Consider the following 21,397-nt stretch of genomic DNA (forward strand, 5'->3'; position numbering starts at 1 on the left):
TTTTTGCATGCTTTGGGCATTTGTTGGAATGTCTCAACAGACGGATGGTACTGAGAGTAGTCGTTATCTTGAAGATCAATTTTATATTGGACTTGGGATTAACTTTTTGACCGAAAGACCTGAGGATGTTGTGCAAAACAGTCTCTCCTATAATCTCCAGTTGGGTTTTATCAAGGATATACCCATTAATAGAGCCCGAAATTTTGGATTGGGATTGGGTTTAGGATATGCCATCAATTCCTATTATAGCAATATACGTGCGGAGGAGTCTGGTTCAGATATTATATATTCCTTGCTATCAACCGACGATTTTAGGAGAAACAAGCTGGAGACCCATGCCATTGAGATGCCTTTGGAACTCCGATGGCGAACCTCTACGGCCACCGAGTATAGATTTTGGAGGATTTATGGCGGATTGCGATTGGCGTACGTTTTTGCCGGTAGTTCCAAGTTGGTGTTGGAGGAGGAAAATACGTTGAACATTATGGATGACGTCATCCGCTTTTCCAATGATGATATTAGGGAGTTTCAATACGGATTGACCTTAAGTATAGGATATAACACCTTTAATATTCATTCGTATTATAGCCTAAATTCGCTTTTAAATGACGGAGTAGCTCTGGACAATGGGGAAACTATTGATACCAGAGTATTTCGCATAGGCATTATTTTCTACATCCTATAACCAATACTTCAGAATAAGCAATTGCGATAGAACACCGATAAAAAAACCGATAATAAGTTCAATTTTGTTATGGGCATTTAAGTATAACCGGGATGTGGCCACCAGGCCTGTTAGCAAAGTAAATGCACTTATGGCTAAGGTTATGTTTATCTCGAAGTGAATGCTAAGACCGATCATGAACATTAAAATGCTGCCCATTCCCAAAAGATGAATACTGGTCTTAATGCGTAGAAATAATAAAATCAAAGTAGCTCCTATGGCCATTAACAGTCCAAGAAAGAAATAAAAAAGCTCAGGGACGTAGTTGTTGGGAATTACCTTGTATAAAATCATGAACAAAATAATGGCATTGATGTACAAAGGGTATTTCCGTTCCTTAAGGGTAGGTAAGAAAATAGAATTTATAATCCCCAAATTTTTTAGAATCAAGAAAAAGATGATAGGTATAATTACCGTTAGAATAAAAATGGGTAAAATATTACCGCTCTGTATTTCCAAAGAGCTGTATTTGGGAGTAACCATGAAGTAGATAATGGTTCCACCAATAGGAACAAATAGGGGATGAAAAACATAGGAAACGATGTTTAGAAAATGGCGCATCAGATTTGTTTTCTGAGGCGAGCAACAGGAATACCCAATTGTTCCCTATACTTGGCTACTGTTCTTCTGGCAATAGGATAGCCACGCTCCTTGAGGATTTTGGCCAGTTTATCATCGGTTAAAGGCTTTTTCTTTTCTTCATCACCTATGACCGTTTCCAATATCTTTTTAATCTCTCTGGTGGAAACATCCTCCCCCTGCTCGTTTTTCATCGCTTCGGAGAAAAACTCCTTAATGAGTTTAGTGCCATAAGGTGTATCCACATATTTACTATTGGCCACTCTGGAGACCGTGGAAACATCCATGCCTATTTGGTCAGCAATATCTTTTAATATCATGGGACGAAGTTTGCGCTCATCTCCTGTCAAAAAATACTCCTTCTGGTAGTTCATGATGGTGCTCATCGTAACAAAAAGGGTCTGTTGCCGTTGCTTTATCGCATCGATGAACCATTTGGCCGCGTCTAATTTTTGCTTGATGAATAACACCGTATCCTTTTGGGATTTTGATTTCTCCTTGGAGTTCTTATACCCTTCCAACATATTGCTATATTCTCGGGACACATGAAGTTCCGGTGCATTCCGACCATTCAAGCTAAGTTCGAGTTCGCCATCTACAATCCTAATTGAAAAGTCTGGGACGATATGTTCTATAATCCGTGTACTACCCGCATAGGAACCTCCGGGTTTTGGATTCAGTTTCTCAATTTCTGAAATAGCCTCCTTCAATCCTTCCTCATCAACTTGGTGCTTTTGAAGTAATTTGGCATAGTGCTTTTTGGTGAACTGTTCAAAGGACCTTTCCAATATATCGATTGCCAGTTCCACGGAAGGGGTATTTTCTCTTCGTTTTAGTTGAAGAATCAAGCATTCGTCCAAAGATCTTGCGGCTACTCCAGGAGGATCAAGCTGCTGGACCGTTTTGAGCACCTCCTCGATTTTGTTTTCTTCCGTGTAAATGTTTTGGGTAAAAGCAAGGTCATCCATAATATCTCCCAAGGGCCTTCGGATATAACCACTTTCATCAATACTGCCTACCAAAAACTCTGCAATAGACCATTCTTGATCATCTAAATGAACGGTGTTCAGTTGATTGATGAGATATTGATTGAAAGAAATACCAGAAGCATACGGAATGCTTTTTTCATCGTCATCTGCACTATAATTACTGGTTTGAGTACGATAATCTGGGACTTCATCATCACTTAGGTAATCGTCAATATTGATGTCTTCGGCCGCGATGGATTCACTATCTCCGCTTTCCTCGTAGTCGTCATACCCGTCATCCAAGCTGTCACTTTCGGCTTTGCCGCTCTCCAATGCAGGGTTCTCCTCCAGTTCTTGTTTCAATCGCTGTTCAAATGCCTGTGTGGGCAATTGAATCAATTTCATCAATTGAATTTGCTGGGGCGATAGCTTTTGGGAAAGTTTAAACTGAAGATGTTGCTTTAACATGAATCTATAAAATCTTCCTTTCCTATAAATTTAAGGCATTCGATTTAAAATTCTGCGTTTTGTGGTGTTCTTGGATAAGGAATTACATCCCGAATGTTCCCCATTCCCGTGGCAAAAAGAACCAAACGCTCAAATCCGAGTCCAAAACCACTGTGAACTGCAGTTCCAAATCTTCTTAGGTCCAGATACCACCAAAGCTCTTTTTCGTCAATTCCCAGTTCTTCGATTTTTTGTTGTAAGACTTCTAAACGTTCTTCACGTTGGGAACCACCAACAATTTCACCAATACCTGGGAAGAGGACATCCATGGCACGGACTGTTTTTCCATCCTCGTTCAATCGCATATAAAATGCCTTGATGTTGGCAGGGTAATCGAATAGAATGACAGGACACTTAAAATGTTTTTCAACTAAAAAGCGTTCATGTTCGCTTTGCAAGTCAGCGCCCCATTCGTTAATAGGGAATTGAAACTTTTTCTTTTTGTTGGGTTTACTATTGCGCAAAATATCTATAGCTTCTGTATAGGTAACCCTTTTAAAATTATTGTCCACGACGAATTTTAGCTTTTCGATGAGAGCCATTTCGCTACGCTCATTTTGAGGTTTAGTTTTCTCCTCATCCAGAAGTCTCTTTTCCAAAAAGGTCAAATCATCCATACAATGATCCAATACATATCGGATGGTATACTTTATAAAATCTTCGGCCAAATCCATGTTGCCATCCAGTTCATAAAAGGCCATCTCAGGCTCTATCATCCAAAATTCAGCCAGATGCCTTGAGGTATTGGAGTTTTCGGCCCTAAAAGTGGGACCAAAGGTGTATACTTTTCCAAGTCCCATAGCGTAGGTCTCCGCTTCCAGCTGACCTGAAACCGTAAGGTTGGTTTCTTTTCCAAAAAAGTCCTCCTCATAGTTCACCTCGCCATCCTCAGTTAACGGTGGGTTCTTGGCATCCAAAGTACTTACCCGAAACATTTCCCCAGCTCCCTCAGCATCAGAACCGGTAACAATCGGTGTATGCATATAGTAAAAACCATTTTGCTGAAAATAACTATGAACAGCGAATGAAAGCGCGGAACGAACGCGCATCACAGCGGAAAACGTGTTAGTCCTAACTCTTAAATGTGCTTTCTCGCGCAAGAACTCAAGAGAGTGTTTCTTGGGTTGAATAGGATACGTGTCAGGATCCGCAGTACCATGAACAAAGACATCTTCGACCTGAATTTCCAAACTCTGACCTTTGCCCTGGCTTTCTACAAGTTTCCCCTTAATTTTTAAAGCTGTTCCTACAGTGATTTGTTTGAGCAGGGATTCCTCAAAATTTTCAAAATCAATAACACATTGGAGGTTATGTATAATGGAACCATCATTCAAAGCAATAAACCTGTTGCTTCTAAAGGCTCTTACCCAACCTTCAATCTGAACGGTATCTCCAATGGGCTGTTGTTCAAGCAATGATTTTATGGATTGTGTAATCATTTTTTGGCTTCGCTGAAATTAAGCCGTAAAGATAGTTTTTTGGTCAAAAAAGAAGACTATGGCCCTTTGGTTTTATGTGTAAATATCTATTTATCGTTGGTATCTCCTTCTTCTTCCTTGGGTAAGATATCAATTTGAGGTTTTTTAAGTACTTGCTTGTTGGCAATACTCCGCTCCAAGGAAAGCAACAGAGATGGCAATAGGATTAGGTTCGCAAGCATGGCAAAGAGGAGCGTGGCAGAAACCAAACCGCCCAATGCCTTGGTGCCCCCAAAGTCTGATATGATGAAAACTGAAAAACCAAAGAACAATACAATGGAAGTATAGAACATACTTACACCAGTTTCCCGTAATGCAGCATATACAGACTTCTTTATATGCCATCGATGTGCGGTAAGTTCTTGTCGGTATTTTGCCAAGAAATGGATAGTATCATCCACCGAAATTCCGAAAGCAATACTAAACACTAGAATGGTAGAAGGTTTTATGGGTATGCCCAAGTAACCCATAAGCCCGGCTGTAATGACCAAAGGCAAAAGATTGGGCACTAGTGAGATTATAATCATCCGAAACGAACGGAACAAATAGGCCATGAACAAAGAAATCAATCCAATGGCCAAGGCAAGCGAAATTAGTAGGTTTTTGACCAAGTATCGTGTCCCTTTTAGAAAAAGCAAAGCTTTTCCCGTCATAAAAACATCATAGCGTTCTTGGGGGAAGAATTTTGTAATGGATTTTTGGATGTCCATTTCAATTTCTTCCATCCGGTCAATTTTAACGTCCTTTAAAAAGGTGGTCAAACGGGCAGTTTGTCCTGTGCTGTCCATAAAACTTTCCAAAAGATCACCATCTGCTGAGGATTTTCGGACCATATCCATAATGAAGGTGTTCTCCTGGGATGTGGGAAGTTGATAGTATTTTGGAATCCCATTGTAAAATGCTTGTTTGGAATATTTGATTAAATCAACTACTGAAACGGGCCGTGATAATTCAGGTGTTTCCTGAATAACCTGCCCTAATTGGTCCATTCGGCGTAATGTGGCAGGTTTGAAGGCCCCATTTTTTCGTTTGGTATCTACGACGATTTCCATGGGCATAATGCCATCAAACTCTTCTTCAAAAAAGCGTATGTCCTTAAAGTAGTGGGTGTTTTTGGGTAAATCTTCAATACGACTCCCTGTGATTTCAATTTGATAAATCCCGATGATACTCAACACCAAAATAGCAACTGAAGAAATATAGACCCCAATTCTATGATCACGGACCATTCGTTCCATCCAGTTTACAAAGAAATCTATCCACCGTTTGTTTAGATGCTTCAAATGCTTGGTCTTGGGTAAGGCCATGAAACTGTAGATAATCGGAATGATTAAAAGGGAGAGTATAAATATTCCCACGATGTTAATGGATGCAACGATGCCAAACTCCTTAAGCAGGTCACTATCCAGAATAATAAAGGTGGCAAAACCAGATGCCGTAGTGATGTTGGTCATCAATGTAGCATTTCCAATTTTGGAAATTACTCGCTGCAGCGAAAGTGCCTGATTTCCATGCTTCTTTACTTCTTGCTGGTATTTATTGATAAGAAAAATACAGTTTGGAATACCGATAACGATGATTAAGGGAGGAATCAAAGCAGTTAGAATGGTAATTTCATACTGCAGCAACCCCAAAATACCAAAGGCCCACATTACCCCGATAATCACAACACACATTGAAATAAATGTGGCTCGGAAACTTCGGAAGAAGAAAAAGAAAATCAGAGAAGTGACCAGAAGAGCGGCCATGATGAAAATTCCTATCTCATCCACAATGGATTTGGTATTCCAAGTGCGTATATAAGGCATGCCCGAAACGTGCATATCCAATTGGGTCTCTTCCTCAAAATTTTTAACGAGATCACCCAAGTCATTGAGTATAAATTCATTTCGAACGGATGTGTTTACAATATCCTTGTCCAAATAGGCGATAGTTTGGATGGTCTCACTTTCGGGATTGTAAATCAGCCCATTGTAAAAAGGAAGTTCTTGTAAGAGATGTTCCTTTAATTGGGTAACCTCTTCAGGAGAAGTAGGGTTTTCTTGGATAAAATCATCAATGACAAATTCCTGCTTTTCATTATCCTTGACCAATACTTGAAGGTTGTCAGTGGAAACTACAAAATCAACTTCGGGAAAAGCCTCGAGCTGTTTGCTGAACTTGTTCCAACGATTAAAGTTATCTGGATTGAAAAGCTTGGGGTCACGTATGGCAAAAACTATGGCATTGCCTTCTTCCCCAAAAAGTCCGGTAAAAATGTTGTATTGAATGCTAGCGATATGGTCATCTGGTAGAATATTTACTTCAGTATTGGACAACTGAATATTTTTCCATTGCAACGCGAGAAAAACTGTTGTTGCCGCAACCAGAATCAGAATCAGAATTCGGTTTCTTAAAATTATTCGGGCAACTGCCGGCCAGAATCCCTGCATTAGCTTTGCTACCATATAAATGAGATTGCGAGCAAAGTTAGAAAATGATTACTTGCGCTCCTAGAGCATGAATACGGGGAAAGCAAGAGAATTAGACCTTCATGATTTCGGTTTCCTTTATGGAAAGGATACCATCAACTTTTTTGCTATAGGAATCGGTCAGCTCTTGTACATCAACCTCTGCATTGCTTTTCAAATCTTCAGAAATCTCGAGCCTTTTGAGTTCTTTGTTGGCGTCCTGTCTTGCATTTCGAATACTTACTTTGGCATCTTCGGCTTCACTTTTGGCCTGCTTTACCAATTGAATCCTTCTTTCTTCCGTAAGTGGCGGAACGTTGATTATAACCATCTCACCATTGTTCATGGGGTTAAAGCCCAAGTTAGAGTTGATTATGGCCGTTTCAATATCACCTAAAATGCTTTTTTCCCAAGGTTGAACGGAAATGGTCCTGGCATCGGGAGTATTGATATTGGAAACTTGCGAAAGTGGTGTAGGTGATCCATAGTATTCAACCATCACGGTGGACAGCATTACCGGGCTTGCTTTTCCTGCTCTAATTTTGACCAAAGCTTTTTCCAAATGGGAAATACTTCCATCCATGCTTTCTTTTGCCGAGTCAAGTATAAAGGTCACTTCTTCATTCATACTTTTTAGTTTTAAGGTTTGGTCACAAAAGTTTTGCCAAACTATATATTAACAACGGTTCCAATGTTTTCACCCTGGACTATCTTCATGAGGTTACCCCGGGTATTCATATCGAAAACCACAATGGGAAGCTCATTTTCTTGACTAAGGGTAAATGCGGTGGTATCCATCACTTTGAGGCCTTTTGAAAGAACCTCATTAAACGAGATTTTATCAAATTTGGTTGCACTCTTATCTTTTTCTGGATCTGAGGTGTAAATGCCATCCACTCGTGTACCCTTCAGGATTACATCCGCCTTAATTTCAATGGCCCGTAGAACAGCAGCAGAGTCCGTCGTGAAATAAGGATTTCCGGTTCCACCACCAAAAATAACAACACGACCTTTTTCTAGGTGTCGCATGGCCCTTCTTCGAATAAATGGCTCAGCTACCTCATTTATTTTGATGGCAGACTGCAAGCGGGTCTCAACGCCATTTAGCTCCAATGCGCTTTGCAAGGCCAATCCGTTAATTACAGTGGCCAACATGCCCATATGATCACCTTGAACCCGGTCCATTCCTTGACTAGCACCGGCCAAACCCCTAAAAATGTTTCCGCCACCAATAACAATAGCCACCTCTATGCCTTTTTCAACAACGGCTTTGATGTCTTCAGCATATTCAGCTAATCGCTTGCCATCAATTCCATATTGTTGCTCACCCATCAGGGCTTCGCCACTAAGTTTTAATAGAATTCTTTTGTATTGCATGTAGGCAGAGTTGAAATTCGGACAAAAATAATCAAAAATATTTACGGGAAAGTCTTAGAAAACCCAATGATTTCATAATAAAATGAAGAAAAAAGAATACATTTTGTAACCTTTTCAAATTAGGGCGGTATACCCTTAAACAAACCTAAAAGAACTGACAACTTGCAAGATCTTACGGACAATGCATTGATGATAAAAGTCAAAAAAGGAGACCTGGACAAACTGGGTTTGCTGTATGAAAGACACAAGAAAAAGTTATTCGGATTTTTCTACAATTTGGGTAATAATCCTTCTGTGAGCGAAGATTTAGTCCAAAATGTATTTGTCAGGATGTTGCAATATCGAGGTTCTTTTTCTGGAGAAGGAGCCTTTGGAGCTTGGATGTTTCGGATGGCCAGGAATGTGAATTATGATTATCATAAAAAGGCTTCCAAAACCGAGTTTTCCAATAACTCCTCAAATATTGAAATAAAGGACCCAATGGATAACGCTTTAAATGAGGGTATTGAAACCGAAGGAAACAATGTCTTGCTGCGAAGAGCAATGTCAAAATTACCTGAAGAAAAAAGGCAACTATTGGTCTTGACGAAGTATAAAGGATTAAAGTTTTCAGAACTGGCTGAGGTTATTGGCTGTTCTGAAGGCGCGGCAAAAGTGCGTGTGCACCGAGCCCTTAAGGAACTGAGAAGTATTTTTTTAGAATTGGAAACAGCATGATTATGGACAGGGAAACATTTGAGACAAAGGCGATGGATTATTTGTCAGGAGAAATGACAACTGCCGATAGGAAGGTTTTTGAAGCGCTCCTCGAGGACAATACTGAGTATCGCAAGGCATATAGTGAATTGGAGGCATCTTGGAACTCAATTCAAAGTATGGATGCACCTGAGCCCACAAGTAATATGGACAGTACTTTTTTTGATATGCTTTCCAAGGAGATTAAAAAGAGTGAAAAGAAAACTTCAAAAGATGTTTTAGGTAACTGGTTTGGATGGGTAAGACCACAATTTGCTCTAGGAGCTTTGTTGTTGGTTTTGGGACTGACCTTGGGATATTTTATGGCTCCAAATAAGGAAATACCGTCCTCTGAAAGCAGTATTGCGGAAAAGGAAACGGAGGCAGTTCGGCAAAAATTGGTTCTTACGCTTTTGGAGCAGCCATCGGCCAATCAACGATTACAAGGTGTTGGGGAAGCCAATAAAATTACCAATGTTGATGAGATTGTCGTAAAGGCCCTTTTGAAGACCTTGAACAATGATGCCAATGTAAACGTGAGGCTGGCCGCAGTAGAATCATTGACCAATTATGTGGACAATCCATTGGTGAGACAAGGTTTGGTTCAGGCTATTCCCAATCAAGAGTCGCCAATAATGCAAATTACTTTGGCAAACTTGATGGTGGCCTTACAAGAGAAAGCGTCCATAGAACCTTTTAAACAATTGTTGAAAGAACAGGAATTGGATACCACGGTAAAGAAGAAAATCAAGAATTCAATTGAATCAATTATATAGGAAGTTTATTTATCAATCCGCCCGTTTTAGGGCCAAATCAAATTACGAACAGTTAAAAATGTATTAAGATGAAACAGTTAATTGTAATGTTATCGCTGACTTTAGGGTTGTGTGGGCATCACTCACTAGCGCAAAAGAAAGAATTCAGTGAGGTAATCAAAAGGGAAGTTAATATTAGCAATGCTTCTGAAAGCGACTTAGTGGTCAAAAATGTCTTCGGCTCTATCTCTGTTGAGGGCTATTCAGGAAAGACCGTCCAGATTGAGGTGGAACGAAGTATTTATGCCAAAACCGCATCAGATTTGGAATTGGGAAAGTCCGAGCTTCAGGTAAAAATTACGGAACAACCTAATAGAGTCATTGTACGTCCGGATGCTCCGTACATTGAATTCGATGAGGAAAAATTGAGATACCGCTGGTGTGATAATTCACATGATCAGAGTTATGAGCATAATTTGAATATAAAAGTAAAAGTTCCCAATGCCATGGTTATTGATGTCAGTACGGTAAATAATGGAGAAGTTTCGGTAAAGAATACACGAGGTGCGTATTTAAGGGCAGAAAATATCAATGGAGGTATTACACTTACCAATATCACCGGTAAGACCAAGGTAAATTGTATCAATGGTCCGGTTACTATTTCCTATGCGGACAATCCCAAAGAGCCTTCAGAGTATTATTCATTGAATGGCGATATCAATATTTCCTACCAAAAAGCACTGTCGGCCAATATTTCATTTAAGAGTATGAATGGGGAAATGTTCACAGACTTTGATATTAACAAGCAGTTTACCCGAACAAATAAATCCTTAGGAAAAGGGAGCAAACCCAAATTTAAAGTAGAATCAAAACCGGTGGTTCAAATTGGAAATGGTTCTGTGGATTTTGATTTCGAAACGTTAAATGGAAATGTATACATCAAAAAAATATAAGGTCATGAAAAGGATAAAATACATAACAGTACTCATTGCTTTCTTGGCAATGAACGGACTATTCGCACAAGAAGAAAGTATCGATTTGTTTTCGGTTCCCTTAAGCGAACCCTCCAAACCTGGGAAACTTATCGTGAAGCAGTTAAATGGCTCGATAAGTGTCGAGGCTTATTCTGGAAAGGAAGTGGTGATAAAGGCCTCCTTTGGCAAAAAAAAGGATTGTTGCAACGGCCAACACAACCGTAGAGATAACTCAAAGTCCAAGGGGATGAGACGTATTGGCAATTCTTCGTTAAATATTAGTGCGGAGGAAAAGGATAATGTGGTCCAAGTTGTGAATGAGCAATGGAATAGAAAAACGAATCTGGAAATAAAGGTTCCCAAAAACTTTTCATTACAATTAGAAACGGTCAACGAAGGTGATATTTGGGTAACAGGGGTTAATGGTGATATGGAAGTGAGCAATGTCAATGGGGCCATAACACTGGAATCTGTCAGTGGTTCTGCATCCACGGATACCGTAAATGGCGATATTGATGTGACTTTTACCAGCATTGCATCCAATTCAAATATGGCCTTTAGTAGTTTAAATGGCGATTTGAACATTACTTTCCCAAGTTCTTTGAAAGCGGATGTTAAAGCCAAGTCGGACATGGGTGAAATCTATACCGATTTTGACTTGGCCGTATCGGCAAACAAGCCTGAGGTCAGCAAAAACAGAACATCGGGTACGTATAAAGTGAAATTGGAGCAATGGGTTAGAGGAAAAATAAATGGGGGAGGTCCGGAAATGTTGTTCAAGACTTTTAACGGCAACGTATACATCAAGTCAAACTAAAGCCTTGAGTAATAGAAAAGAAAAAGGCCGCTTTCAAAGCGGCCTTTTTTATAAAGAAAACTTTCGTTTTATTATCCCAATGCTACCCTTTGGAATCCTGTGATTTCCAAACCGGAATCTACAGATTTTACATATTGGGCCACACTTTGCTTGCTATCTTTGATGAAAGCTTGATTCACCAAGGTGTTATCCTTAAAGAAACGCTTCAATTTACCTTTTGCGATGTTTTCCAACATGGCCTCTGGTTTTCCTTCCTGACGCAATTGGTCTTTGGCAATTTCAATTTCCTTGTCAATCGTCGCCTGGTCAACGCCTTCTTCATTCAATGCTACGGGATTCATTGCAGCAGCTTGCATAGCAACATCCTTTGCAGCTTGTGCTGCACCATCAACAGAAGCAGAAAGACCTACTAAAGTGGCAATCTTATTTCCAGCGTGGATATACGAACCTACGAATGGCGCATCCAATTTTTCAAAGCTTCCGATTTCAATTTTTTCACCGATAACACCAGTTTGCTCAGTAAGCTTTTCAGCAACCGTCATACCATTGTATGCGGCACCCAAGAAAGCATCTTTACTGTCAAAATCCAATGCAAGCTCAGCCAAATCATTGGCCAAAGAAACGAAACTGTCGTTTTTAGCAACAAAGTCAGTTTCGCAGTTCAATGAGATGATAACCCCACTAGACTGGCTTCCGTTAACTTTTGCAATCGCAGCCCCTTCAGAAGAATCACGGTCTGCTCTTTTAGCAGCCACTTTTTGACCTTTCTTTCTAAGAATTTCTATTGCTTTTTCAAAATCACCTTCAGCTTCAACAAGGGCTTTTTTACAGTCCATCATTCCGGCTCCGGTCATTTTTCTAAGTTTATTTACATCTGCGGCGGTAATCTTTACCATTTTTTTGTATTTAAAATTTGTATAAAGTAAAACAGTGTTGCGATAATTCGCTTTAGGACAATGTTAAGTTTAAGATGGGATTATTCAACCCCACCTTTTGCCTTGTCTTGCCATTCTTTTAGCTCATCCCACTTGCCATCTGCAGCCATTTGAGCTTGTTTTCCCCAAGTGGTTGGGTCCAAATGTGCCATTCTAGAACTCGCTTCAGTTAAAATCTCTTTGATTTTGTCAGCATCTGTTTTGGCCAAGTCAGCATAGGAAGTGATTCCCTGATTGTTAAGAGCTTCAGCTGCTTTTGGTCCAATCCCTTCAATTTTTGTAAGATCCTCAACTTCCGCCTTAGCTTGTTTTGCTGGAGCTTCCTTTTTCTCCTCAACCTCTACTTTAGCCTCAACAGGAGCTTCTTTTGGTTCCTCTACAACTTCTGGAGTAGCTTCCTCTACTTGTGCCTCTGCTTCTGGAGCCTTAACTTCTTCAACCGTTTCCACTACTTCCGCAGTAGTTGTTTCTGGCGTTTCTTCTACTTCCGCAGCTTTTTCTTCTTGTTTTTCACTCTTGCGGTCAGCCAATCCTTCAGCTACAGCGTTAGTGACTTCACCCAAAATAGCTTCAATGGATTTTCCTGCATCATCATTTGCTGGAATCACGTAGTCAATAGGCCTAGGGTCAGAATTAGTATCCACCATTGCAAAAATAGGGATGTTCAGCTTTTGGGCTTCCTTAACAGCGATGTGCTCTCTCATGGTATCTACAATGAAAATAGCACCTGGAAGACGAGTCATATCAGCAATGGAACCTAGGTTTTTCTCCAATTTAGCTCTCAAACGGTCTACTTGCAATCTTTCTTTTTTAGAAAGCGTATTGAAAGTGCCATCCTTCTTCATTCTGTCAATAGCAGCCATTTTCTTAACTGCTTTTCGAATAGTAACAAAGTTGGTCAACATTCCACCGGGCCATCTTTCGGTGATGTACGGCATGTTGACTTTGGATACCTTATCGGCAACAATGTCTTTTGCTTGTTTTTTGGTAGCGACAAAAAGGATTTTTCTACCGGAAGAAGCTATTTTTTTCAACGCTTCCTTGGCTTCATCCAATTTTGCTACAGTCTTGTAAAGGTTAATTACGTGGATTCCGTTTCGCTCCATGTAGATATATGGGGCCATATTGGGATTCCACTTTCTTGTTAGGTGTCCGAAGTGCACACCTGCTTCCAATAAGTCTTTAACTTCTGGTTTACTTGCCATCTTTTGTACTTAGTTTACGTTCCGTTGTATTAGCAATGATAGGGTGGTCACGTTGGGTTCGCCCCTTTCATTTAGATGCTAAACTAGTATCCAAAAAGTTGATGTTTGCTCTTTGGAACAACGACAACTTGATTAAAAATTTAACCCTGAAATGTTTCAGGGTTTTCAATGAACTTATAATTGTGGACAAATGTTGTCCGGTATTCTTAACGTTTCGAGAACTGGAATTTCTTTCTCGCTTTCTTTTGACCAAACTTCTTACGCTCCACCATTCTTGGGTCTCTTGTCAATAGACCTTCTGGTTTAAGAACAGTTCGGTTTTCTTCATTTATTTCGCACATAGCTCTTGAAAGCGCTAAGCGAATGGCTTCTGCCTGACCTGTGATACCACCTCCGTAAACGTTAACTTTTACGTCGTACGTATCTTCAGTTCCAGTCAAAGCAAATGCCTGTTGAATTTTATATTGCAATGGAGCAGTCCCAAAGTAATCTTTGTAATCTCTTTTGTTTACAGTGATATTGCCTTTTCCTTCGGAAACATATACCCTTGCTACTGCAGTTTTTCTTCTGCCTATTTTATGAACAACTTCCATTATTTGTAGTCGTTTAAGTTTATTGCTCGTGGTTTTTGTGCGTCATGTCCATGCTCCGTACCTGCATATACCTTTAAATTTCTAAAAAGGTCTGCACCCAATCTGTTTTTTGGAAGCATTCCTTTTACAGACTTTTCAACGATGCGCTCAGGATGCTTGTCCAACATTTCAGTTGCAGTTGTTTCGCGCTGGCCACCTGGATAACCTGTATATCTCTGGTACGTCTTTTCCGCCCATTTGTTTCCGGACAAATTTATTTTTTCAGCATTGATGACAATTACGTTGTCACCACAATCCACATGGGGAGTAAAGCTAGACTTGTGTTTTCCTCTAAGTAGTTTGGCTACTTTAGAAGCTAATCTACCCAATGTTTGTCCTTCGGCATCAACCAACAACCATTCCTTGGTAACGGTTGATTTATTTGCAGAAATCGTCTTATAACTTAATGTATCCACTGCTAGAATATTAATCTTTTTGTAATCTATCCGTTTTTAACGGGCTGCAAATGTACAATTATTAGATTGAATTACAAATGGTTGTTATTGATTATTTTTCAATTTTTAAATGAGTGCCCTACTTCGTTCGATTAGCTTGTTAATGAATGTTAAAAACTGACAAAAATTAAACTGAACTGTAACTGTTTTTGATTTCGAAGGTCTTTAGTATAACTATCAAATCAAAAAACGCAAACAGTGAAACAACCAACCATTTTACTGGCCCTGCTCTTTCTTTCTATTTGGGCCAGTGCACAAGATTCAACTGAAGTAGTCCCAAAAAAGATTTATGTTACCAAGGCCATTGATAGTAACGAGCCTCCATCCATTGACGGATTGCTCAATGATTTGGTTTGGGATACAGTGGAATGGACGGGAGATTATGTGGAACTCCAACCTGATGAAAATACGCCTCCCAGCTATCAGACAAAATTCAAAATAGTTTATGACAGCAAATACCTATATATAGGAGTACGCTGTTACGACGCAGAACCGGATAAAATCGTGAAAAGATTGTCGCGCAGGGATGGTTTTGACGGCGATTGGGTAGAATTTAATATTGACAGCTATCACGACAAACGAACAGCATTCTCGTTTACAGTTACGGCCGCGGGAGTAAAAGGGGACGAATTCGTTTCGAACAACGGAAACAATTGGGATGGAAGTTGGAATCCAATCTGGTATACCAGAACCAATGTGGATGACGAAGGTTGGACGGCAGAACTCAAAATACCACTAAGCCAGCTCAAATTTAGCGGAGCGGATAATCAGGTCTGGGGCTTGCAATCCACTCGCAGGTTTTTTAGAGCGGAAGAACGGTCCCTTTGGCAACGTAAACCCATTGACCAACCTGGGTGGGTAAGTGAGTTTGGTGAATTGCACGGACTTAAGAACATCGAACCCCAAAAGCAATTAGAAATTCAGCCTTACACCGTTACCAGTGGTGAAACGTACGAAGCGGAGGAAGGAAATCCCTTTAGGGATGGAAATGAAAATGATATTACCGTTGGACTGGATGCCAAAATTGGAGTTACCAATGACCTTACTCTGGATTTAACCGTTAATCCAGATTTTGGTCAAGTAGAGGCGGACCCTTCGGCGATTGCGTTGGATGGTTTTCAGATTTTCTTTCGGGAACAGCGACCCTTTTTTGTGGAGAACAAAAACATTTTTGATTTTAATGTATCGCAATCCGAAGCAGGAAATACATTCGGATTCGATAATGTCTTTTATTCCCGAAGAATTGGAAGAAGCCCTCAGGGTTCGCCAAATTCAGCGGACAACGAATTTGTGGACCAGCCAGCAAACACGCCTATTATTGGCGCAGCAAAGTTTAGTGGTAAAACCAAAGATGGATGGGCCATTGGGGTATTGGAAAGTGTAACCGCCAGACGTTATGCTTCAATTGTAAATGATGAAGGGGACGGAAGACGTGAGATGGTTGAACCCTTGACCAACTATTTCGTAGGACGACTTCAGAAAGACTTCAACGATAGAAATTCCTATATCGGAGGAATCTTTACGGCGACAAATAGGGACAATCTTACTCAACAACTTGACTTTTTGCATCGTGCGGCCTATTCTGGGGGACTGGATTTTAAACACCAATGGAACAATAGGGATTGGTATATGGAAGGTAACCTTATCCTAAGCCATGTGCAGGGAAGTGAAGAGGCCATTCAAAACACCCAGGAATCCATCACCCACTTATTTCAAAGGGTGGATGCAGGGCATGTAGAAGTCGACCCCAATAGAACCTCGTTGACAGGAAGTGCAGGAAACCTTCAGATTGGTAAAATAGGAAATGGCCATTGGCGTTTTGAAACAGGAGGGACCTGGCGGTCTCCGGAACTTGAACTAAATGATATTGGGTTTCAACGTCAATCCGATGATATCCGCCATTATACCTGGGTAGGCTATCAAACTCTAAAACCGGACAAAACCTTCAGGAGGGTCGGTATAAATTACAATCACTGGAGTGCTTGGGATTTTAATGGTAATCATAACATTTTGCGATTCAATACCAACAGTTGGCAAAACTGGCAGAATAACTGGTTTACCAACTTTGGATTTAACTATGGCCCAAGGCGATATGATAACTTTGCACTACGCGGAGGTCCGAGACTAAAACGTTCTCCGGATATAAGTTTTTGGAATTCCATTCGTACCGATAACCGAAAAAAGCTACGCTTTAATTTCTTTCATAGAGGGCAAAAGGCGGTAGACAACTCGTATAGGTCTTATTTCATTGAAGCTGGATTGGTATATCAACCCGTGAATGCAATTCGTATTTCTGCTTTCCCTTCATTAAGTATCAATAATGATAAATTACAGTTCATTGATAATTTCGATGATGTGAATGGAGCCCCACGCTATCTAAACGGAGATATTCAACAGCGTACCCTCAGTATGTCTTTTCGTTTGAATTATACCATTAATCCTAATCTTACGATTCAGTATTGGGGACAGCCTTTTATTTCTAGAGGACGGTATTCCAATTTTAAGCATGTTACGGATGCCACGGCCCAACGTTTTGAGAATCGATTTTTGGCTTATTCCGAACAACAGGTTACCCTTGAGGATGGCACATATTCTGTAGATGAAAACCTATCCGGAGTAACCGATTTTAGTTTTGGAGACCCTGATTTTTCCTTCGTTCAGTTCCGTTCTAATTTGGTGATTCGATGGGAATATATTCCGGGTTCTGAAATCTTCTTGGTTTGGTCCCAAGATATTTCACAAAGTGGGGATCCCAATCAAGGTCTGTTGGATGGATTAAGCGATAATATTTTTGGTCAACAACCGCAGAACATCTTTCTTCTAAAGGCTACCTATCGGTTTGTGCTTTAGATTTTATACGAGTATGATACTTTTTCAATGGTTTTTGCGTTATTTCGACTGTAACCTCACAAACAAAAACATGAAAAAGATATTTGTATTGCTTACCGTGGTTGCCTTGACTTTCTCTTGTTCCAACGATGGTGATGACAACGGAAACGAAGGCCCAAATTCTGCCAATCCTCTTGTAGGCACTTGGGTTTTGACCGACCTGCGAATTGATATGGGAGTCAATAATGATGATTTAGATTTTGCGCAGCAAATAATTGCATTTCTTCAAGGAATTGATTGTGATCTAATAACGTTTACATTTAATGAGGATGGTACAGTAACCTCAGAGAATAAAGCTAACTTTCTTTCCATCAATGCGGGAGCAGGAGGGTTAGACATACCTTGTCCCACAGAAAGTGAAACTGAAAACTCAGTCTGGTCTTTGGAAGGAAATCAATTGACCTTCATTAATGAAAACATGGAAGAGGAAACGATCACCGTCACTTTTGAAGGGGATAACACATTGATTATAGCAGGAGCTGATATCGATGCGGAGAACTTCGCCGGAGCTGATGCTGTTTTTACACGCGAATAAAAAACATAGAACTACCAAATTGAGCCTCACTTTATAGTGGGGCTTATTTTTTCCATAGCTTTTATAAGAGCTTCATTGGCCTCTTGGGTTCCAACCGTAATCCTTACTTTTCCATGAGCCCCAAATTGGGAAACAGGACGGACCATAATCCCTTCATTCATCAAGAGGTCTGTGAATTCAAACTCAGGTAGTGGTGGGTCTATGATGAAAAAATTACCTTGGGATGGCCAATAGGCTATTCGCAGTCTTTCAAATTCTTTTTCCAAAAACTTTCTTCCTTCTACCACTGTTTCGACCGTTTCTGCGACAAATTCTGTATCATTCAATGCTCCGATAGCTGCTTCCATGGAAGTAAGTGGCAGCAAAAAAGGCTTGTGGATTTGACGAATGTAATTGGCTATTTGCGAAGTCGTGTAGCAGTACCCTATGCGCAGACCTGCCAAACCATAGGTTTTGGAAAAGCTGTTGATGGCAATAACATTATGACCTTCTTTCACGTAGGACAAAGCCGAAATGTAATCCTCGGCATCTGCAAAATGTCGGTACACTTCATCAAATACGATAATAATATTTTTTGGAATCCTATTTAGAAAATCGTCCAAAGTCCTTTTTGGAATATAGGTGCCTGTGGGATTGTTGGGGCTGGTTAGGAAAATGACTTTAGTTTTTGGTGTAATGGCCTTTAAAATTCCTTCAACGTCCAAAGAATAATCAGGTTCCCTCAGTCTGATGTCTATGAGATGTGCTCCATACCACCTAGAAAAAACCGAATAGGGTAGAAAACAAGGGTTGGAATAAATAACTTCATCACCTTCATTTATAAAGGCACGAAGTAGCATATCAATAATTTCTGACCCACTATTTCCGCAAATAAATTGATCTGCTTCCAATTGATTATCAAAATCCGCAACCAAAGCCTCACGTAAACGTATGTCTGTCTGGTCTGGATAGATAGCTACATTAGTCGCAGCCTTAATTAAAGCTTCCGTAGCCTTCGGAGATTGTCCCAATGGGTTTTCATTCGAAGACAGCTTATAGATTTTTTTATCGGTATGTTTTGGAAGGTTTTTTCCTCCTTTATATACTTCTTTTGGCTCTAGATGAGCTTTAAAAATGGACTCAATTCCCTTTTCCATGTCACAAAGTTTCAGCATACATCAATAAGGCCATTGCCTTGGTTGTTTCTCCTTCGGATAAGATTCTTTGAGCTAACCAGTGCAATTGATTTTTAAGCTTTTCGGATGCTCCACCTAACTTTTTTATTATCATGCGCACTTCATCATCCTGTTGGATTGCATCCATATCGTTCTGATTCGGTAAGCCCTCAAGATTGCCTAGTCGTCCCAAATTGTTTCCAGTTAACACCTCACTTTCCCGAATACCTTTGGGTAAGGCGTCAACACCAATACCTTTGGTCCTGATAGGCTTTGGTATCTCAAAAAGAGCATCCCCTGAAGCTTTTACATACCAACTTCCCCCCATTCTTCCTACCAAGTCCAATTTTTGGGTATCCAACTGGCCATTCGTCAAGTAGTTTTCGTTTATATGGATACGTTCCACCTGGGCAATAATCAAATTTCCTGCTCCAGGTTCTTCAGCCAATTCAATGGTTTGTTGCACCTTACATTCAAAGGATACAGGAGCTTCTCCAACCCTTGGAGGCTTTACCGATTCACTGGGAACTTCGGTGAACCCCGCTTTGGTAAATTCATTTATACCACGGTCGTATGCCGTACTGGCCAATGACATTTGTTCCACGATAGTATGGTTCACAATGTTGATGACCACTTCCGGGACTTCTTTGACATTCAAATAGGAATGTTTGTGCGTATTATCACGTCCACTTCGGGCTGGTGAGAAAATAAGCACAGGAGGATTGGAACTGAACACGTTAAAATAACTGAAGGGACTCAAATTCACATTTCCGTCGGCATCAATCGTGCTTGCAAAACAAATGGGGCGTGGAGCCACTGCAGTAAGCAGAATTCCATGTAAATCCTGTTGCGAAATGGATGATGGATCTATGGTTTTTGTCATAATTATTGCGTCATATCGAGCGCAGTCGAGATATGATAAAAATTTGAAATGCCTTTTCGACTACGCTCAATGTGACATTTCAAAATGGCTTGATTTTATTTCGCAGGCAAAACTTTCGATGAAACCTCACCAAAACCAACGCGAATATCGTCTTTTTGCGCATAACCCCGCATGGTTACTGTATCTCCGTCATTAATGAACTTTCGCTCTGAACCATCCTTCATTTGAAGGGGTTTGGTCCCCATCCATGCCAATTCGAGCATGGAACCATAGGAATCTTCACTTTTACCAGAGATGGTTCCCGAAGCCATCATGTCACCCACATTAATATTACATCCATTTACCGTGTGATGAGCTAGTTGTTGCGCCATGTTCCAGTACATGTATTGGAAATTGCTTTTACAAATAATTGTTTCTTCACTATTTTCTGGAGTAATCCCTACTTCTAAGTTGATATCGTAGTTTTTGTCTCCGCGATATTCCAAATAGGGCAGTACCTTGGGTTCTTGTTCTGGTCCGGATACACGGAAAGGTTCCAGTGCTTCCAAAGTGACAATCCAAGGAGAAATGGAAGAAGCAAAGTTCTTAGCCAAGAAAGGACCCAAGGGGACATATTCCCATTTCTGAATATCACGTGCAGACCAGTCATTGAATAGGACCAACCCGAATATATAGTCTTCTGCCTCCGATGTGGAAACGGATTCCCCCATTTCGGTATTTTTTCCACAAACAAATCCCATTTCCAGTTCAAAATCCAAGCGTTGTGAAGGACCAAAAACCGGAGCACTGGCATCTTTGGGAAGGGTTTGTCCTTTGGGACGATGAATGGGCTCTCCACTCACTACAATGGAACTGGCTCTACCATGATATCCTACTGGAATGTGCTTCCAATTGGGTAATAGCGCATTTGCTGGATCGCGGAACATTTTCCCCACATTGGTTGCATGCTCGATACTGGAATAAAAATCCGTATAATCGCCAACATAGACCGGCATATGCATTTGAGCTTCCGTTTGTGCTACAAAAAGCTCAGGTTTTCCAGCCAAAACAGATTCATCATCCTTTAACCAATATTGAATGTCTTTTCGGACTTTGGAAGTGATTTCTTTTCCCAAGGAAATAAAATCGTTTAAGACGTCCTTTTCAAAAACGGCAGTATTGAAATCAAAAACATCCAATTCTGCTACTGCTGCAAGGTCTAGAATATGCTCTCCAACGGCAACGCCGGCCCTAGGACTTCTATCTTGTGTTGAAAAAATTCCAAATGGAAGATTGTGGATAGAAAAATCTGAGTTTTCAGGTATGTTTATAATCATTAATTCATGTTGTTTTTGTCATTTCGAAA

Annotated in this window: 20 protein-coding genes; 7 read left to right on the top strand and 13 right to left on the bottom strand. The window is 40.4% G+C overall.

The window, feature by feature from the left end; genetic code table 11:
* Nucleotides 1-7 precede the first annotated feature (7 nt).
* Nucleotides 8-685, top strand: coding sequence for a porin family protein (locus ACSLUF_RS02795; RefSeq protein WP_435624614.1), 678 nt, complete (start codon nucleotides 8-10; stop codon nucleotides 683-685).
* Here ACSLUF_RS02795 and ACSLUF_RS02800 read toward each other — a convergent pair.
* The 6 genes from ACSLUF_RS02800 to pyrH all read right to left on the bottom strand — a co-directional run bounded on the left by ACSLUF_RS02800 (nucleotide 680) and on the right by pyrH (nucleotide 8,083).
* On the bottom strand, nucleotides 680-1,285 hold the full coding sequence (locus ACSLUF_RS02800; RefSeq protein WP_435624615.1) for a hypothetical protein: 606 nt from the start codon (nucleotides 1,283-1,285) through the stop codon (nucleotides 680-682). The two genes, ACSLUF_RS02795 and ACSLUF_RS02800, sit on opposite strands and share 6 nt — an antisense overlap.
* On the bottom strand, nucleotides 1,285-2,739 hold the full coding sequence (rpoN, locus tag ACSLUF_RS02805) for an RNA polymerase factor sigma-54 (protein ID WP_435624616.1): 1,455 nt from the start codon (nucleotides 2,737-2,739) through the stop codon (nucleotides 1,285-1,287). The genes ACSLUF_RS02800 and rpoN overlap by 1 nt, the downstream gene beginning before the upstream one ends.
* Before the next feature lie 44 nt (nucleotides 2,740-2,783).
* A complete protein-coding gene (gene asnS, locus ACSLUF_RS02810) occupies nucleotides 2,784-4,217 on the bottom strand; it encodes an asparagine--tRNA ligase (protein WP_435624617.1) in 1,434 nt (477 codons plus the stop codon).
* An 86-nt stretch (nucleotides 4,218-4,303) separates the two neighbouring features.
* Entirely contained in the window at nucleotides 4,304-6,703 is a 2,400-nt protein-coding gene (locus ACSLUF_RS02815) for an efflux RND transporter permease subunit (protein ID WP_435624618.1), read from the bottom strand.
* 76 nt (nucleotides 6,704-6,779) lie between these two features.
* A complete protein-coding gene (frr, locus tag ACSLUF_RS02820; RefSeq protein ID WP_435624619.1) occupies nucleotides 6,780-7,334 on the bottom strand; it encodes a ribosome recycling factor in 555 nt (184 codons plus the stop codon).
* A 41-nt stretch (nucleotides 7,335-7,375) separates the two neighbouring features.
* Nucleotides 7,376-8,083 carry a UMP kinase gene (pyrH, locus tag ACSLUF_RS02825; protein WP_435624620.1) on the bottom strand — a complete coding sequence of 236 codons (708 nt, stop codon included), beginning with the start codon at nucleotides 8,081-8,083 and terminating at the stop codon, nucleotides 7,376-7,378.
* 189 nt (nucleotides 8,084-8,272) lie between these two features.
* Here pyrH and ACSLUF_RS02830 point away from each other — a divergent pair, with 189 nt between their 5' ends.
* The 4 genes from ACSLUF_RS02830 (at nucleotide 8,273) to ACSLUF_RS02845 (ending at nucleotide 11,364) form a co-directional block, all read left to right on the top strand.
* Nucleotides 8,273-8,800, top strand: coding sequence for an RNA polymerase sigma factor (locus ACSLUF_RS02830; protein ID WP_435624621.1), 528 nt, complete (start codon nucleotides 8,273-8,275; stop codon nucleotides 8,798-8,800).
* A gap of 2 nt (nucleotides 8,801-8,802) precedes the next feature.
* Complete coding sequence (locus ACSLUF_RS02835; RefSeq protein WP_435624622.1) at nucleotides 8,803-9,594, top strand: hypothetical protein; 792 nt, start codon at nucleotides 8,803-8,805, stop codon at nucleotides 9,592-9,594.
* Between the two features lie 68 nt (nucleotides 9,595-9,662).
* Nucleotides 9,663-10,526, top strand: coding sequence for a DUF4097 family beta strand repeat-containing protein (locus ACSLUF_RS02840; RefSeq protein WP_435624623.1), 864 nt, complete (start codon nucleotides 9,663-9,665; stop codon nucleotides 10,524-10,526).
* Between the two features lie 4 nt (nucleotides 10,527-10,530).
* Nucleotides 10,531-11,364 carry a DUF4097 family beta strand repeat-containing protein gene (locus ACSLUF_RS02845; protein WP_435624624.1) on the top strand — a complete coding sequence of 278 codons (834 nt, stop codon included), beginning with the start codon at nucleotides 10,531-10,533 and terminating at the stop codon, nucleotides 11,362-11,364.
* A gap of 71 nt (nucleotides 11,365-11,435) precedes the next feature.
* Here the strand turns inward: ACSLUF_RS02845 and tsf are convergent, their stop codons facing one another.
* The 4 genes from tsf to rplM all read right to left on the bottom strand — a co-directional run bounded on the left by tsf (nucleotide 11,436) and on the right by rplM (nucleotide 14,552).
* On the bottom strand, nucleotides 11,436-12,260 hold the full coding sequence (gene tsf / locus ACSLUF_RS02850; RefSeq protein ID WP_435624625.1) for a translation elongation factor Ts: 825 nt from the start codon (nucleotides 12,258-12,260) through the stop codon (nucleotides 11,436-11,438).
* An 80-nt stretch (nucleotides 12,261-12,340) separates the two neighbouring features.
* The gene (gene rpsB, locus ACSLUF_RS02855; protein ID WP_435624626.1) at nucleotides 12,341-13,504 is read right to left on the bottom strand and encodes a 30S ribosomal protein S2; all 1,164 of its coding nucleotides are present in this window, start codon (nucleotides 13,502-13,504) and stop codon (nucleotides 12,341-12,343) included.
* Nucleotides 13,505-13,710: 206 nt separating this feature from the next.
* The gene (gene rpsI / locus ACSLUF_RS02860) at nucleotides 13,711-14,097 is read right to left on the bottom strand and encodes a 30S ribosomal protein S9 (RefSeq protein WP_106144547.1); all 387 of its coding nucleotides are present in this window, start codon (nucleotides 14,095-14,097) and stop codon (nucleotides 13,711-13,713) included.
* Nucleotides 14,097-14,552, bottom strand: coding sequence for a 50S ribosomal protein L13 (rplM, locus tag ACSLUF_RS02865; protein ID WP_435624627.1), 456 nt, complete (start codon nucleotides 14,550-14,552; stop codon nucleotides 14,097-14,099). The genes rpsI and rplM overlap by 1 nt, the downstream gene beginning before the upstream one ends.
* Before the next feature lie 237 nt (nucleotides 14,553-14,789).
* Between rplM and ACSLUF_RS02870 the strand changes: the two genes are divergently transcribed.
* Together ACSLUF_RS02870 and ACSLUF_RS02875 are read left to right on the top strand one after the other, a co-directional pair.
* Nucleotides 14,790-17,441, top strand: coding sequence for a DUF5916 domain-containing protein (locus tag ACSLUF_RS02870; RefSeq protein WP_435624628.1), 2,652 nt, complete (start codon nucleotides 14,790-14,792; stop codon nucleotides 17,439-17,441).
* A 70-nt stretch (nucleotides 17,442-17,511) separates the two neighbouring features.
* Complete coding sequence (locus ACSLUF_RS02875) at nucleotides 17,512-18,015, top strand: hypothetical protein (RefSeq protein WP_435624629.1); 504 nt, start codon at nucleotides 17,512-17,514, stop codon at nucleotides 18,013-18,015.
* Nucleotides 18,016-18,041: 26 nt separating this feature from the next.
* On the opposite strand, the gene hisC is transcribed toward ACSLUF_RS02875, so the two are convergent.
* The 3 genes from hisC to fahA all read right to left on the bottom strand — a co-directional run bounded on the left by hisC (nucleotide 18,042) and on the right by fahA (nucleotide 21,368).
* Complete coding sequence (hisC, locus tag ACSLUF_RS02880) at nucleotides 18,042-19,151, bottom strand: histidinol-phosphate transaminase (protein WP_435624630.1); 1,110 nt, start codon at nucleotides 19,149-19,151, stop codon at nucleotides 18,042-18,044.
* A gap of 1 nt (nucleotide 19,152) precedes the next feature.
* Nucleotides 19,153-20,052: a flavin reductase family protein gene (locus tag ACSLUF_RS02885; RefSeq protein ID WP_435624631.1), complete on the bottom strand. Its 900-nt coding sequence runs from the start codon at nucleotides 20,050-20,052 to the stop codon at nucleotides 19,153-19,155.
* 95 nt (nucleotides 20,053-20,147) lie between these two features.
* Nucleotides 20,148-21,368 (bottom strand): fumarylacetoacetase, encoded by a 1,221-nt coding sequence (gene fahA, locus ACSLUF_RS02890; RefSeq protein ID WP_435624632.1) that lies wholly within the window; start codon nucleotides 21,366-21,368, stop codon nucleotides 20,148-20,150.
* Nucleotides 21,369-21,397 lie beyond the last annotated feature (29 nt).

Origin of the sequence: Flagellimonas sp. (genome assembly GCF_965601775.1) — a bacterium.
Taxonomy (GTDB): domain Bacteria; phylum Bacteroidota; class Bacteroidia; order Flavobacteriales; family Flavobacteriaceae; genus Flagellimonas.